The 15,527-nt window shown below is 58.0% G+C and carries 8 protein-coding genes, 1 rRNA gene and 1 other annotated feature; of the genes, 8 read left to right on the top strand and 1 reads right to left on the bottom strand.

Features of this window, described 5'->3' with window-relative positions:
• Positions 1-58: 58 nt before the first annotated feature.
• The 6 genes from rrf (at position 59) to rplL (ending at position 5,566) form a co-directional block, all read left to right on the top strand.
• Positions 59-173: ribosomal RNA gene (gene rrf / locus ACMRQN_RS02110) — 5S ribosomal RNA — on the top strand.
• A 351-nt stretch (positions 174-524) separates the two neighbouring features.
• Positions 525-1,127, top strand: coding sequence for a hypothetical protein (locus ACMRQN_RS02115; RefSeq protein ID WP_418733617.1), 603 nt, complete (start codon positions 525-527; stop codon positions 1,125-1,127).
• 108 nt (positions 1,128-1,235) lie between these two features.
• Positions 1,236-2,327, top strand: a complete 1,092-nt coding sequence (locus ACMRQN_RS02120; protein WP_417040907.1) for an isocitrate/isopropylmalate dehydrogenase family protein — start codon at positions 1,236-1,238, stop codon at positions 2,325-2,327.
• Positions 2,328-2,444: 117 nt separating this feature from the next.
• On the top strand, positions 2,445-4,349 hold the full coding sequence (locus tag ACMRQN_RS02125; RefSeq protein WP_418733618.1) for a Tat pathway signal sequence: 1,905 nt from the start codon (positions 2,445-2,447) through the stop codon (positions 4,347-4,349).
• A gap of 37 nt (positions 4,350-4,386) precedes the next feature.
• Positions 4,387-4,531 (top strand) — a sequence feature (ribosomal protein L10 leader region).
• A gap of 55 nt (positions 4,532-4,586) precedes the next feature.
• Positions 4,587-5,108, top strand: coding sequence for a 50S ribosomal protein L10 (rplJ, locus tag ACMRQN_RS02130; protein ID WP_158049566.1), 522 nt, complete (start codon positions 4,587-4,589; stop codon positions 5,106-5,108).
• 83 nt (positions 5,109-5,191) lie between these two features.
• On the top strand, positions 5,192-5,566 hold the full coding sequence (gene rplL / locus ACMRQN_RS02135) for a 50S ribosomal protein L7/L12 (RefSeq protein ID WP_158049567.1): 375 nt from the start codon (positions 5,192-5,194) through the stop codon (positions 5,564-5,566).
• Positions 5,567-5,807: 241 nt separating this feature from the next.
• Here the strand turns inward: rplL and ACMRQN_RS02140 are convergent, their stop codons facing one another.
• Positions 5,808-12,623 (bottom strand): S-layer homology domain-containing protein, encoded by a 6,816-nt coding sequence (locus ACMRQN_RS02140; RefSeq protein WP_418733619.1) that lies wholly within the window; start codon positions 12,621-12,623, stop codon positions 5,808-5,810.
• Between the two features lie 323 nt (positions 12,624-12,946).
• Here ACMRQN_RS02140 and ACMRQN_RS02145 point away from each other — a divergent pair, with 323 nt between their 5' ends.
• Positions 12,947-14,383: a helix-turn-helix transcriptional regulator gene (locus tag ACMRQN_RS02145; protein ID WP_418733620.1), complete on the top strand. Its 1,437-nt coding sequence runs from the start codon at positions 12,947-12,949 to the stop codon at positions 14,381-14,383.
• A 238-nt stretch (positions 14,384-14,621) separates the two neighbouring features.
• Positions 14,622-15,515 (top strand): DUF4013 domain-containing protein, encoded by an 894-nt coding sequence (locus ACMRQN_RS02150; protein ID WP_418733621.1) that lies wholly within the window; start codon positions 14,622-14,624, stop codon positions 15,513-15,515.
• Positions 15,516-15,527: the final 12 nt, after the last annotated feature.

Genomic DNA, 15,527 nt, shown 5'->3' on the forward strand with positions numbered 1-15,527 from the left:
GACGCGGGACCTGGAAGAGGCACCTTAAAACACAGCCTCATGGGGGAGCGCCCCCCATGAGCGGAACCGTAGAGAGGGGGATCACCCGATCCCATTCCGAACTCGGAAGTTAAGCCCCTCCTCGCCGAAAGTACTGCGGAGCAAGTCCGTGGGAGGATAGGGCGTTCCGCTCATGGGCGGCGCTTTTTCTTTTGCGCTCGGGGTCCCTTCCCCGTGTTCGTGCTGGGAGCGCCTGCGCGGGCTCCGGCCGAATCCAATCGCCGCCTATTCTTTTACGGTATCCTGCTGCGGGTTTTAACCGTTCGCGCGCTTCTTGCGGCCATACGGCGAGTTTGCTGCGCTGTGCTGCAAGTTTGTCAGTTTCCAAAAAGGTTGCCAGGCTTTCTTCAAGCATTATTTCGCTTTCTATTATTGAGTTTCTTTGGCTCACCATGTTGTTTGTCCGCTCATTTGCATTTACTTGTATATCTACAGGTACAATATGAATTAATTTTAGTGTGTATGTTTGAGAGGACTGACTTTTCGTGGCTGAATATAGTGAAACTGTTCTGAACCTCGCTGCGTCGTGCGTCTCCGACCATGAGACGCTCGACAAGATTGCAAATGCATTGGCAAATGGGACGCGTCGATCTCGACAGCAGGCTGCACAGGTCCTCGCAGCGGTTTCCCATTCCGACGCCGCTGCGGTTTCCGGCTATAGCCAGATTTTTGTCGATTCACTATCTCGTCCTGAGGCGCAGACGCGCTGGGAATGCCTTGACGTGCTGACTCGTCTTTGCGATGTTGATGCCTCGCTTTGCATTGACGCCATCGATGGGGCGGAGAACGCGCTTTTCGACGAGGAGAGCGGTCCGCTGCATCTTGCTGCGATGCGATTCCTCTGCAAGTTCGGCGCGATTTCCGAGCAAAATTCTGAACGTGTCTGGCCGCTTGTTGATGAGGGCATTCAATGCTGGCATGGCGACCTTGAGTTCCAGGATATGTTGAATTCGCTTGTCGATTTCTCTACGGGGCATCTTTCGGAGCCGGTGAAATCCGAGCTTGCTGAGCGGATGTTGTTCGACTCGAAGAACGGGCGCGGCGCCTTGAGACGGAAGGCGACGACCATCGTCGAGAACCTGTCCTAGCCTATTTGTGCCGTCGACTACAATGTAACATCCGACGTTCTTTTCTATGCTTATCCTTGAAGCGTATTCGTTTAAGTCGCGTTTGCGACGGGTTTGTGAGGAGGAGCTATGGCTCGTCATACGGTGACCTTGATTCCCGGTGATGGAATCGGCGTTGAGACTTCGGCCGCTATGCAGCGCGTTGTCGAGGCCTGTGGTGCGGAAATCGATTGGGAGATTGCTGAGGCAGGCGCGCATTGCCTTGAAACCGAGGGCACCCCGCTTCCTGATTCCACCATTGAGGCTGTCAAGCGCAACAAAGTCGCCATCAAGGGGCCAATCACGACTCCCGTTGGCACTGGTTTTCGTAGCGTGAACGTTGCGCTTCGCAAGACGCTCGGCCTTTATGTTTGCCTGCGCCCCGTCGTTTCGCTTCCCGGTGCTGGTGGTCGTTACGACAACGTTGACTTGGTGATTGTCCGCGAGAATTCCGAGGATTTGTATGCTGGCGTCGAGTTCGAGGAAGGCTCCGAAGGCGCTCGGAAGCTGATCGACCTTTGCGCGAAAGAGGGTGCGGGCACTATTCGCCCCGACTCTGGCATCTCCGTCAAGCCGATTTCGGTTACTGCTTCGCAGGATATTGTTCGATATGCGTTTGAGTATGCGCTGAAGCACGGTCGCAAGAAGGTTACCGCTGCTCACAAAGCAAACATCATGAAGTACTCCGATGGTTTGTTCCTTCGCGTCGCGCGCGAGGTGGCCAAGGAATATGAGGGTCGCGTCGACTTCGACGACCGCATCATTGACGCCTTCTGCATGAACATGGTCACCGACCCCTCGCAGTTCGATGTCGTCGTCTTCCCGAACCTGTATGGCGATATTGCAAGTGACCTGGCAGCGGGTCTTGTCGGTGGCTTGGGCATTGCCCCGGGTGCGAATATCGGCAAAGAATATGCCGTGTTCGAGGCGGTTCATGGCTCTGCTCCCAATATCGCGGGGCAGAACAAGGCGAACCCCACGGCGGAGATCCTCTCTGCCGCGATGATGCTCGACCATCTCGGCGAGCTCGAAGCTGCGGCCCGTATTCGTCGCGCGGTCACCGAAGTTTACGCCGCTGGCGAATGCCTGACGGGCGATATTCGTAATCTGACGGGTTCCGACAAGCCTGCGGCGAGCTGCACGGAGTTCACCGATGCGCTGGTCGCGGCTCTCGCTAAGTAGATCGCACTCACCATCTTCTCGATGGTAAAAGGACGGTAACGGAAATGCTCGGTCTCGCGAGGGACTGGGCATTTTCGTGTATAGTGGGGAAAATTACCTTATCAAGGAGGGATACGTTTGAAGCAATCATCGGGACTTGACGCTTTGCTCGAGGCGCTTAAGCAATCCGGCATGAATACCGATTCGTTCGGCTCGCCTTTTGGCGGCGGCTCCGATGCGGACGACTCGGCCAAGGCTGCCGACGCGGGGTCTTCTCGCGGGTCGGATGGGCCGAAGGCGCCGCATGTCGAGATGCCGCACGTCATCGAGAACATGAAATCGTGGAGCAAGAAGGCGATTATCGTTGCGGTCATCGTGCTTATTGTCGTTATTCTTGCCGCCTATTGGTGGTTCCATCCGCCTATCAACATCCATAGCGTTGACACCTGGTTCTTCATTGCGGTGTTCATCTTGCTGCCGACGTTTTTGTTCTTCCGCGTGCGCTCCTCGAATTACAAGGAGGGGAAGGGTAAGCGCGCCGAGCGCAACGAGGGCAAGGCGAAGACGTTTAAGGTGCTCTCCTTCATCCCCGTCGCCGTCGCTTGCGTGGGCATTATCGGTGCGCTGATGTCGCTGTCGCTTTTCCCGGGCAACGCGGCGAAATACGCCACGGTGCTCAATACCGTCGACCACGATTTCGCCTCCGACATTCAGGAGGTGAACTACTCCGAGATTCCAGTGATCGACCGTGATTCCGCGATTCTTCTCGGTAATCGCGAGATGGGGTCGATTCCCGAGTACGTCAGCCAGTTCGAGATCTCTTCGCTTTACAGCCAGATCAACTACCAGGGAACGCCGGTTCGTGTGAGCCCGCTCGGGTATGCCGACCTGTTCAAGTGGTTCACCAACCGTGGCACGGGCATTCCTGCGTATGCGCTTGTTGACATGACAACGCAAGATGCGCAAATCGTGACGCTCGGCGACAACGCCATCTTCTATTCCCAGTCAGAGCCGCTTGCGCGCAACATCGACCGTTACGTGCAGCTGAAGTACCCCTTCTACATGTTTGACGAGAAGTCGTTCGAGATCGACGAGGATGGCCACCCGTGGTGGATCTGCCCCGTGCAGAAGCGTACGATCGGCCTGTTCGGAGGTACGACCATCGACCGCGTCGTCATGGTGAACGCGACGACGGGCGAGTGCACCGACATCTCGATCGATGAGGTGCCTGAATGGGTAGACCGCGCATATCCTGCAGAGCTTCTGATCGAGCAGTACAACTGGTCGGGCGCCTACAAGGACGGTTGGCTCAATAGCTGGCTCGGCCAGAAGAACGTGGTTCAGACCACTCCCGGTACCGACGGAAACGTTGGCTACAACTACATCGCGAAAGACGACGACGTGTGGGTCTACACCGGCGTCACTTCGGCGACGGCCGACAACTCCATCGTCGGGTTCGTGCTGGTGAATCAGCGCACGGCCGAGTCGCACTTCTATTCGGTTGCGGGCGCTACGGAAGAGTCGGCGATGCAATCCGCCGAGGGCCAGGTTCAGAATCTGCGTTACACGGCAACGTTCCCGCTACTTATCAACGTGGCGAACCAACCGACGTACTTCATGGCGCTCAAGGACAGCGCGGGACTCGTGAAGAAGTTCGCGATGATCGACATCCAGCGCTACCAGAACGTGGCGGTTGGCGATACGGTCGCGGAGTGTCAAAAGTCCTACGAGGCCCTTCTCGCGACGAACGGCGTCGACACGGGAGATTCCATGCCGACGGACGTGAAGCAGGCCAAGGGCATCATCGCGACGATGGCGCAGGCGGTCATCGAGGGGAATTCTCACTACTATGTGACGCTTCAGGGCGATTCCTCGATCTACGATTTCCCGCTGCCCGGTATGCTCGAGATTGTTGCCTACTCGGCTGGCGATGAGATTTCCTTCACCTACATCGATGCTGGCACGACGGCATTTCCCGCTCAATCTATCGACAGTGTGAAGACGGCGGGGCCTGAGCAGAAAAGCGTTGACACCACGGTGTAGATGCGTATCATATAAGGGCTGCATAAAAGCAGTGCAAGATGAAATTGTTCCGCTGCCCAAGACAGCAGGCACCGAAAGGTTTAATCGCATGAAAATGCGGCCCGCCGAGGTGGTTATCTAAGCGTTGAGCTTTGACGACCCCTGCTGTCCTGTGACGGTGGGGGTCGTTTTCGTTTCTTCGAACGCGGCTCCACCCCAAGGGGCGGAACTCGAGTTTGAGGAAAAGGAGGTGTACGAATGCCCAACGCAAAGAATCAAGAAATGCTCGCCAACGTCAAGGCGGACCTCGAGGCTACTTCCGCGGTGTGGGTCGTGGATTACTGCGGCCTTACGGTGAAGCAGATCCAGGAGCTTCGCCGCAGCGTGCGTGAGGCCGGCGCTGTCATGAAGGTTTACAAGAACACCCTCATGCACATCGCTCTGGCTGACGCCGAGCTGCCGACGCTCGACGATATGCTCCAGGGTCCGAGCGCGTTCGTGTTCTGCGGTGACGACGTGGCGGCTGCTGCTAAGGCTGTCAAGGAGTTCGCCAAGAGCAACGACGTTCTCGAGATCAAGGGTGGCATCATGGACGGCGCTGCCGTTTCTGCTGCCGAGGTGGAAGCTATCGCTTCTCTGCCTTCCCGCGAAGAGCTCTACGCTCACATCGCTGCTGCTATCAACGGTGTGGCTCAGGGTCTCGCGACCGCCATCGCTGGCGTGCCGCGCGGTCTGGCTCAGGTCACCAAGGCTGTGGCCGACCAGAAGGAAGCTGCCTAGCATCAGCTCATGCGGCCTGAGAGACGCCGCGTAACGAAAACATTCGGCTGGGAAGGTCCCGGCCCCTTTGAAAGGAAACTAACATGGCTGTTACTCGCGAAGAGATTATTGAGGCTCTGAAGGAGATGTCCCTGCTCGAGGCTTCCGAGCTCGTGAAGGACATCGAGGAGACCTTTGGCGTGTCCGCTGCTGCTCCTGTTGCCGTTGCTGCTGCTCCGGCTGCTGGCGCTGCTGCTGCTGAGGAGAAGACCGAGTTCGACGTCGTCCTCGAGGGCTTCGGCGACAACAAGATCGCTGTCATCAAGGTTGTCCGCGAGATCACCGGTCTCGGCCTCAAGGAAGCCAAGGAAGTTGTCGAGAACGCTCCTAAGGCTATCCAGGAAGGCGTTGCCAAGGACAAGGCTGAGGAAATCAAGGCCAAGCTCGAAGAGGCTGGCGCTGCTGTCACCCTCAAGTAACTCGACTCTTTTTAGATTCGCAGTTAGAAAGACCCTCCTTCGGGAGGGTCTTTTTTTGCGCAGAAAATGGTGCAGCGCAACGGGTTGAAATCGACTAGCCGCGAGCGTGCCTCTCGACATGGGGCTGGCTTCGAGGCTGCTGCTGATGTTGTTCAGGCAAACTTGCATTCACCGCATCATCGATAGTTGAGCGTCAATCCTCGGGGAGGGCAATCCCTCCCCGAGGGGACTTAAGGACGCTCTACTCCATGATGCCAAGCTGGAAGGCGCGCATGAGCACCATCGCCGCGCGCTCGCGTTTGACGGGCTCGCCAGGGCGCAGGTACTTGCCATCAGGTTCATCGTATCCTGTGACAAGGCCTCTTCCGTGCGCCCACGCGAGGGCTCGGAACGACCACTCGCTCGCGTCGGCGCCGTCGACGAAGGCGGACAGGTCGCCTTCCGCCGCGGGATCGTTTAAGGAGGCGTAGGTTCGTGCGATGATGGTCATCATCTGCTCGAAGGAGACAGGTTTGTCGGCGGCGAAGTCGAACGTGCCATCTGGCTGCTCAAAGCCGGTGATGATGCCTTCCCTGACTGCCCAGTTAGCGGCTGCAGTGTAGTACATTCCGCTGGCCGATCCCTCAATTCCCGTCGTGTCCACGGCTGTCGTGGGGTCGTACGTTGCATATTCGTCGGGACAGGCGTTGCGCCACAGGATTGTCGCAAATTGTGCGCGGGTGAGCGTGTCGCCTATGCCGAAAAGACCCGCTTGTGGACCGTCGGTGTAACCAGTGATGAGGCCCTTGCTCGCGATGAAGGTCACCGCGTCACCGTACCATTCGCTGTAATCCACATCGGGGAATACAGGCACGTCGGGGGGATCGGGCGTGGGAGGAGTTACGGGTCCTGAATCCACGACGGTCAAGGTCAGGTTGAGTCGTTCGCTGTAGTTGTCGAACGACATGCCATCCTTATATGCGGCAATACGATACTTCGCGCTGCTGTTCACGGGAATCGGCCCGGTGTAGAGCTTTCGTGAGCCCTCCGGCTTGCACGGGCAGGTATCGTCGGTGGTGTAGTAGATGCTTGCGCCTTCCGTCGGCGTTGACAGAATAAGCATCGAGCCCATCGGCACCGTAGCGCTGTTCTCCTTCGGGGACGTGGGACCGAACGTGAAGGATGCTATTTCGGCGGTTGGCCTTGTGGGCTGACTCTCCTCCGAGGTTGTACGGACGTCGAGCGTCTTGGAGAGCGGCGTGCCGTCGGCGGAGATGGCCAGTTGCGTAAGGCCAGGCAAATCTCCGGTTAAGAGGAAAGTCGCCTTACCCTCTGCGTCGGTTGTCAAGTGAATCTCGCGCGATCCGGTCTGGGCTCCCGAGAGCGTTGCGATGCTGTCGGAACCGATGGTGACGGTGACGCCCTGCATCTCGACGGGGGAGCCATCGGCATATGCCACGTTCACGACGACGTTGGCAGTCTCGCCGCTTTGCACGGATATCGCGTTTTCGTAGTTGGCGAACAACTTCGCAGGGTGCTTTGCGACGGTCAGATCCTGCGTCCATCCGGATTGCCCGCCGAGCATCTGACCGTTGTAGCTTTCTGCGCCCTGCAGGGTAAGTGTTATCGTCGCCCCCTCCTCGAGCGGCTCGCTCAAATAGATGGTCAGCATGTTTGCGAGCTCAACACCCTCAGGGGATGTCTCTACGCCCGACCAGGTGGTATCGCGGACCGCATCGCCCAAACCGTCGATACTCACCTTTGAGCTCGTCTTCATATACTGACTGAACTCAAGCTCCACTCGATCGGGGTAGGCTCGGACGGCGCTCGCTTCCGGCGCCGCAGTCGATACAAGAGGAATCTCGAGCCCTGTTCTGATGGGTAGGACTCTGAGCCATTCGGTCTGGGCGGCCGTATAGCCGTCCTTCGTGACGCGGACTTGGTAGTAGCCGGTGGGGACGTTCCATTGGAAGCAGCCGTCGGCGCGGGTCACCTGCGGGCTTACCTGCTCGTAATCGGCTGCGTTCCAAGGGGCGGCGCCCGTGCCCTGGGCATCGTCGGCGTGGTAGATAGTGGCCGTTGCGCCCTCGACGGTATTCGAGGTCACGCCCTCGTAGACGATTCCCGAAGGGTCGATGATGATCTTCGATCCGTAGAAGCGATCCCAGTCGATGAGGCTGCGAAGCCTTGCAATCTCTTCCTTCTCATCCTGAATCTTCTTCTTCGTGCTCTTGCAGACGCTTTCGCGGTAGGCCTTTGCCTCGAGGTACTCGTTCTTTGCTGCGTCCATCCAAGGCGCTCGGTATAGATGCACGCTCGTGGACGTGACGTCCAGCGCGACGAATCCCTTGTTCATCACGTCTGCAACCTTGCCGGTTCCTGCGGAGTAGCTGCTGATGGAGCAGGCGCTGGCAGCGGCATTGAGGAAGGAGGACCAGAGGTTCGTCTTGATATCGAACCAGTTGTGGTCGTCATCCGCCTTCACGTAATCGCGGTACTTTTCGGCCGCGTCCCGCTCGGCGAAGAGCGCGTTGAGACAGCGGGTGCAGTCGCTGTCGCAGGGGTTGACCTGCTTGTAGTAGAGAATCCACGAGTTGATCTGCTCGATATCGGACTCGATGTCGCCAAGCTCGCTCATAGAAGAGCACCAGGAGTCCGTCGTGCGATTCATTCCCACGATATTTCCCGCGAGGGCGATCGCGGATATGCTGCCCTGAATCTGCTGCGAGATGCTCGCCGCGGAGGCGGTCGTTTGCGCCTCGATTCGGGCGAGGTTCAGGTTGGAGTACGTGTTGATCTTGTTGATGATGGGGTTCCAGTTGACGATATGCCTGCTCAGGAACAGCTGGTTCGGAAGAACCTTGCCGACCAGCTTGCTTGCTGCCCATTCGCCTGCCGGTTGCGAGATTTCGTCCAATCCTGCCCCTATGACATTTAAGCCTGCACCCCAAAGAGCATCGACTACTGCACCGTCGTGGTGCTCGTGGTTGGCGTCGAAGTCGGCGGTATAGCTCGACACACGGGTATTGTCGCCTGGCTTGCCCTCAAGGGAAATCCCCCTGGTTCCTGGGCTCGCGCTCACGCCTTCGGGGGCGGTTTCCGTCACGCGTGTGGAGAATCCCGTAAAGATGCCGGGGGTCTTCCCGCCCGTGCCGTTCCTCTGAGAATCGGTTACGAACATCTCCCCGGTGAAACGACCCTGCGTCGACGAGAAGATGAGGTCGCCCTTGGTCGTGTCGCTATCGGATACGGTCAAGGACCCATTCAGGTGTTTTTCGAGGTTATCGTCCATGAAGGTGTAGGGAGATCCCGACTCGCTCGGCTTGCCGACGCCGAGCTTCTCGCTCATGTTGTCGATTGCGCGGGAGAACGTCCGCTGCGTTTCCCTGGCGATCGCTGCGTCTTGGATCATTGCTTGATCAAACTGGATGAGGTCGGCTTTAAGCTCTTCCTCGGTTGTCCCTAAAGCCTCCGCCCAGGCTGCGATGTCCCCATCGGAAGGTAGTGAGGGCGTCTCAAGGCTCACGAATTCTCCTGTGTAGAAGCGTTTTTCGATGTTGGGAATCCAGTCATCTTCCGTCGGCTCGAACAGGCGGCCGGTGATGTCTTGAAAATTGGGCCGCAAGGCCTCGATATCCGCGATGGCCGCCTGCACCTCGGCGCTGTTCGCGTCGTCGCGCGATTTCAGGGTATCGACAATCGCGCCGAGCATGGCGTCGGTCTGCTCGGCTATCGCCTCGGCTTCGCTGTTACCGCCGTTTTTCATGTACTCTTCCTGGATTGCCGTCAGGTACGCCTGGCGTTCGCTTGCCTCCTGCTCGGCGCGCTCCTTGATGCGCTTTTGGTAATCCTCGTCATCGAGGTCGTCGAGGTTCGCTTTGTAGGAGAGGGAGAAGCTGCTGAAATGGTAGCTTTCGGGGATGAAAACGCCTGCCTGCTCTAGCTCTGAGGTCGCGGCGATGCTGGATCCCGAATAGGTGTCGAGGAAGTTAAGGTAGGCTTCATCGACGTATTCGCCAACAAAGCGCATCTCATCGCCCGAGCTTGACTTCAGGTTGAGCGGGACGAGCACGGTGTTCCCGTCTGCGCACTCAACGTACATCATGAGCATCTTTTCTGCGTTGATGTCCTGTCCGTTGGTCTTCACCGTGACATCGAACGTCCAGTATGCACACTGGCTCGAAAGGAGCTGGTGCCGGACTGTCAGGTATTCGTCGTTTTCCTTTCCTTCGGTGATTCGATTCTGGGTTTCCCCCTTGTTCGTGATCTTGAAGGACCATATTTGCGCTGCGGGGCGGTAGGCGCAGTTCGTGTAGTTGGTCGATTCTCCTGCTGCTATCTCGATCTTCACGTTGTCGCCGTGCAAAAGGCCGCTCGCTGTGTCCTCAGGGATGTCGAACGAGATGTTTGCGCGGCCAAGGGAATTGGTGGTTCCCATCCCGACGCTCTGTCCGCCGATGAAGAGCTCGACGTCGGAATAGGGCGCGGCATATGCGGTGGCGATGTTTCCTGCCAGAGCCACACAATCGCCTTGTACTTGGACGTAGGTTCCCAATGCCTGGAAGAAGAGATTGCCGATGTGGGTTGTGCGCCCGTTGTTGGATAGGGAAACGGGAATGGAGTACGATTTCTCCTTTTCCGGGATAAGGGCGATATAGAGCGTATCGGACGTTACCTCCTGCGGGATATCGATGCAGAGGCATTCCTGTTGGCTGTCGACATATGCCTGACCGCCGTCTTTGAAGGCGGCGCTGGCGGCATCGGAATAGTAGTCCGAGGAGGGGATATCGAGCGAGATGCGAGTGCCTGCCCACTCTTCTATCTCGAAGTTGACCTCGACGATCATTTCGACACCGACGACGATCGTGCTTGCGGACACCTTCGCGCTTGCTGATTTAACGCCCATCTTCGCGAGCGCATACTGCATATCGAAGTCAGGGACACCGAGCTCGACATGCGTCGTTTCATCGTCGTTGACCTCGACAGTCGTTTGCGCATAAGGGACTCCAAGCCCGTCGATCGAGTGAAGCTTCGGCGCACTGAACTCCGTGTCGGTTGGTTTGAAGGCGACAATCGTGTAGGTGCCTTGCTTTAATTTCCCAGTTTGCGCGATCCAGCTTGGGTCGGTTTGGCTGTTTTGCCAGCTGACCGAGGAGTAGTCGTCGAAGACGCAACGAGAATTCTCGTCGATGCCATCGAAGACCATGACGTGACTTCGACCGATAAACGATGCGTTGGTGGTGATGGCGACGTCTCCCCACGAGGGGAGGGTTGCCTTGAAGCCTCCCAACTCCGCATCGTATTCGGCGACCGCGGACGAGAGTTTAAGCGAGTCGTCGGGCACGATTTCCAAGGAGAGCTGGTCGAGGATTCCCGTTTCGCTGGCAAGGGCTTCGGATAGGACGAGCCTGCCGCCTTGAATCTCATAGTCTCCGTTTTCTCCGCAGGTCAGATTAACGCCGTTGCGCTTTAGGGTATATGAGAGCTTCGATTGGTCCGTGATGGAGGCGAGCGTGTCGTTGCCGTATTCGTCCTTCTGGCCCGTCTTCTGCGTGATGCTCAGGGTGAAGGAGCGAGTTGCGGGAACTTCCTTAAAAGTGCCGGCAGAAATCGTGCCGAGGTTCCAGGCGCCTTGCATAAGCGATGCCGATCTGCCGAACGTCGCTTCGTAATACCCGGGGATGCGAATGGACACGACGGCTTCGACTGCCTGAAGAGCGCTATTGCATAAGAACGTGCCGTCGTCGTTTAACGTGATAGGGGTGGTTTCCCCTTGCTCGAGCGTGATTGCGACATCCTGCGCGCTTACGCCGGCAGGAAGCTCGATTGCTCCCTCGATGGCGACCTTGTCGATCCAAACGTAGTGGTAGATATTGCCGCTGTGGCTTTGCGAGAGCCGGTAAGGATCTGATTCGGTGCCGTCCGACTTGTATTTATAGGCGTAGATGGTCGTCCCCTCGTCGAAGGGGCAGCTGGGGGTCTCGCCGTCTGAAGATTTGTCACCGAAGCGGATGTCGGAATTGTCAAGTCTCACGTTGAGAGCCCCGCAATACGAAAATGCCCCGCCGTCAAGATATTTGAGCGACGACGGGAGTGCGATCATCTCTTGCCCGGCCAAGGTGTCACAGCTCTGAAACGCTCCATACCCAATCTCCTCGATGCCGTTTCCTTGCGCGTCGGTTTCGAAGGTGAGGGACGAGAGGCGGGGGAACGTGCCGTCCTGCTTGAAGCTGCTCTCGCCGAGCGACTTCACGAAGCTGGGGATCGTGAGGGACTCGATTTGGTTGTACTCAAACGCCCCATAGCTCATGTACACGTCATAGCTGCCGTCGAAGACAGCGCTCAGATCGAGCGAGGTGAGGCCAGCATCGCCTTCTGCGAAGACCACATCTTGTTCGGTGCCGTCAACGGTGTTGGAGTAACCGTGCTCCACGCGTCCGTAGACTTCTGCTGGGTGAGGGGGATCCGGTGCGCTCCATCCGCACTCGAAGCTCCATCCTGGCTGGTCCCAATAGCCGTTATCCTGGATGAGCGTGCCTGCCCACTTCTTGATTCCCTCGCAGCCGGTGGACGTTTTCCACAGGGTGGCGTTTAGGCCGGGGTCGGACGTCTCGTCGTACTTATCGTAGTTCGGGTAATTGGCGACAGGCTGCGCGTTTGCCTCTGCTTTGAAAGGGTTCGGGCCGATTCCGGTATCCCCCTTTGGGACAATGGGATCGGCCTCTTCCGGGGTTACGCCCGCTTCGGATGCGACACCTTCCCCAGCTGCTTGGGCGGAGCCATCGGCGGATGCGTTGCCTTCGCCGGTTGTCGAAGCTCCCTCCTTGCCCTCGTTTTGGCTGGCTAGGCTGATTTGGCTGTCGTATCCGAATGAGTTTTCGGGAATGGTGACCTTTCCAAGGGGGGAGGGCTCGCTTGGCGCTGCTTCTTGCTGGGCGTTCTCCGGTTCGCCGCTTCCCGCTTGGACGTCGTCGGCAAACCCTATGCCGGGCCACATGCTCGCGACGAGCAAAAGGGAGAGCGCCGAGGCTCCGATTTTGGCAAGGGACCGGGAGTGTCTTCTTCTCTTCTGCGGCATGATTGCTCCTCTCCGAGAACGTTCGCGCGTGGTCCTGCTCATACATAATCAAGTTTGCCTTGACGGGTATCGGGCGGGAAGGTTCGTCTATGCGAACCAGGCGTTCTTGCAAACCTCTGAGCTGGCGGTATTCAGAAATAGGAAAATGACGGGAAGTGGGTGCGGCCCGACACGGGGTTCTCATAGACCTGTAGGAAGCTAATGAGTATCTCCGACGATCGAGGCGCCAGTTGCGGATAGTGTCCCCGTCCTTCCTCGATATTCGCTCGCCATTGGTATAATGGGGAAGCAGTTTTCAACTATCGCCTCGCGCACAGGAGCTCATGACCGCCAGCCTCAAAACACATGCTTGGGAATTGATGGCGCTTGCCCTGTTCTACTTCGTCTTTCTCGGTGGCGAGTATTTCTTCGATGCGACGCTCGCCAGCTTCATGTCCCCGGCCGATGTCGTTTTGAACCAGGGCATGATACTCGGCGCGAGTGCTGTGGGCTTTTGCTGTTTCGAGCCTTTTTCCCGAACGCCGCGAAGGGTGCGTTTGGGTTGCTCGATTGCGTCTATGGTTGTGGGATTTGACGGCATCGCTGTCCTGTTCGCCCAGTCTAGCCTGCTGTTGATGCAGTTCATCGGTGCGATTTGCTTCTATTTGCTGGGAGTCTTGGGAGGAGCTGTCCATTGGGCGGCGTCTCGCAAGATTGCGGGGTTCAATCATGCCGCGCTGTTGGTTGGGATTGCCTACGCCGCGGGAATCGCCATGCAGTTCGTCGCCAACGCGGCGTTCTCGGATCGCCTTGCAGCATCGATCGCTCTCGCCGTCGGCGCAGCTGCGCTCCTTGTGGTTTGCCGTCGATGCTTTGCGGGCGGACGCTGCGACGGTGCGACCCGGGTCTCAGGTGGGCCGATGCCAAGCGAGCGGGATGTGCGTGACAAGCTGAGCGGGAAAAACGTTTCGAATGCGTTAGGCGCGCGAGCGACTTGCCCAAGCGCTTCCCTTCGGGGCGCCCTCTGGCTTTCGGTAATCGTGGCGCTCGTCTCGCTCATGTTCGTAACGCTCGACAACATCGTTACGCTCGCGGACGCCGGTGGGGATCTTGACGTGGGAAGCTGGCCAAGGCTTCTCCTTGCGGTAAGCGCCATCGCGGCTGGCGCGCTATTCGATATACGGCAGCGCCGCTATATGAACTTTATCATGTTCTGCGTGCTTCTGCTCTCGACCATCGCCATCCTTGCAGCCGAAACGAATGGCGGTCTGTTCTGGGGACTTGTCCTGTTCTACCTCGCTTCCGGCTTCTTCGTCACCTATTTCACGGCGAGTTTCATGCTTATGGCGCCGAAAACGCGGCGGCCTGCCCTGTGGGCGGGAATGGGCCGCGCGATCAACAACGCTTGCGCTTTCGTGATAGTCGCGCCTTCCTTGGCCCTTATCCAGACGGGGGGCCTCATCCTCATGGTCGCGGTCTGCATAGTTTTGTTCGTGGCGATTATCATCGTGTTTTTTGCCTCGGGGGCCTTTCGCCTTGACGCGGTGCTTGAAGGGGAGGCGCGTTCTGCGGTCGACCCGACGGCGTTCGTTGAGGAATACGGCTTGACGCCGCGCGAGGCTGAGGTGCTTGTTCTTGTCACCGCCGACGAGCGGGCTCTCAAGGAAATCGCATCCGAGATGGATATCTCGCTCCGCATGCTGCAAAAGCATCTGACTTCCATCTACAAGAAGACCGATACGCAAACACGAGCCGGCCTGACGAAGAAGTTCCTGACATAGTTTTTGCTCGCAGTTGTCTTCGGTATCGAAAAAGAGGCGGCGAGGAGAGCCTGACCTGGCCGCCGCCGTTTCCCCTTGATGTCCCTCGCGCCTTTCTTCGAGGCTTCTCCTTCGATTGCATCGGGGAGATGGCGGTGATGCGCTCTGCTGCGCCTCTCTCGGTTACGCCCTGGTAACGGGCGCGCGGCTTTGTCATGCCGATGCCCTATAGTGGGACCGACCGAGAAAGGAGCAACCGATGCAGCGAGGGTATTTCAAGACGGCATGGAGCGATGTTACCCAGTCGCCGCATTGGGTAACGCGCATTCTCCTTTTGGCGCTTTTATCCTTTATCCCCGTGTTCGGTTGGATCGTGATTGCGGGCTATCTGTGGGGATGGGCGCGCGATATGGCGTGGGGCGTGCACGCCCCACTTCCTGAAAGAATCTTCGAGAACGCCGATGGGACGCTGTATTCGCGAGGTTTCTTTGCGGCAGTGATCGCTGTGGTGTGCGCTGTGGTGATGAGCGTGCTCCAGAGCGTGGGTGGCCTGATTTCGTCGGGAAGTTTCGCTGGTTCGGCGTTCGTCTGGGGAGATGTCCACTCGATTTACCAGACGGTTGCGCCCCTCGGCTTGGTGTCGGGGCTTTTGTCGTTGTTCTCGTTTGCCGTGCTGTGTGCGGTTTCGTTCATCGTCACCTTGTTCAAGTGGGTCGGCACGATGCGGATGTCGATTTACGGACGCCTCTCTGCGGGCTTCCAGGTTTCGCGAATTTGGGCGATGATGCGCCACGATTTCAAGGGAATCCTTCGCATACTCGGCATGTGGCTAATCGTCTCGATCGTCGTGGGCATCGCCATTGCCCTTGCGATCTCCGTCGTGATCTTCGCCGGCATCCTCTGCGTGTCGTTTTTCGCGAACATGGGGGCTTCTGCGAACGACGCCTCGTTCTTGCTCATCGTGGCGGCAGCGATGATTTTGATACTGGTCGCTTTGGCAATCGCTCTGCTCGCAGCGTTTCTCGGCGTGTTGGCCTGCGCCCTCGCCATACGTGCAGTGGGGCACTGGACTTGCCAGTTCGATGTTGCGAACTGGCGCGGGCAGGACGACCCGATGCCGTTTGAGCTCAAGGGCGCTCAGGCGAAGGGATAACTTTACAGGCGC

Source organism: Ellagibacter sp., assembly GCF_048412355.1.
Taxonomy (GTDB): Bacteria; Actinomycetota; Coriobacteriia; order Coriobacteriales; family Eggerthellaceae; genus Ellagibacter.

Excerpts from the sequence above, each read along its gene's own strand:
- ACMRQN_RS02120 (WP_417040907.1), top strand. The coding sequence starts at position 1,236 with ATGGCTCGTCATACGGTGACCTTGATTCCCGGTGATGGAATCGGCGTT.
- rplJ (WP_158049566.1), top strand. The coding sequence starts at position 4,587 with ATGCCCAACGCAAAGAATCAAGAAATGCTCGCCAACGTCAAGGCGGAC.
- rplL (WP_158049567.1), top strand. The coding sequence starts at position 5,192 with ATGGCTGTTACTCGCGAAGAGATTATTGAGGCTCTGAAGGAGATGTCC.
- ACMRQN_RS02140 (WP_418733619.1), bottom strand. The coding sequence starts at position 12,623 with ATGCCGCAGAAGAGAAGAAGACACTCCCGGTCCCTTGCCAAAATCGGA.
- ACMRQN_RS02145 (WP_418733620.1), top strand. The coding sequence starts at position 12,947 with ATGACCGCCAGCCTCAAAACACATGCTTGGGAATTGATGGCGCTTGCC.
- ACMRQN_RS02150 (WP_418733621.1), top strand. The coding sequence starts at position 14,622 with ATGCAGCGAGGGTATTTCAAGACGGCATGGAGCGATGTTACCCAGTCG.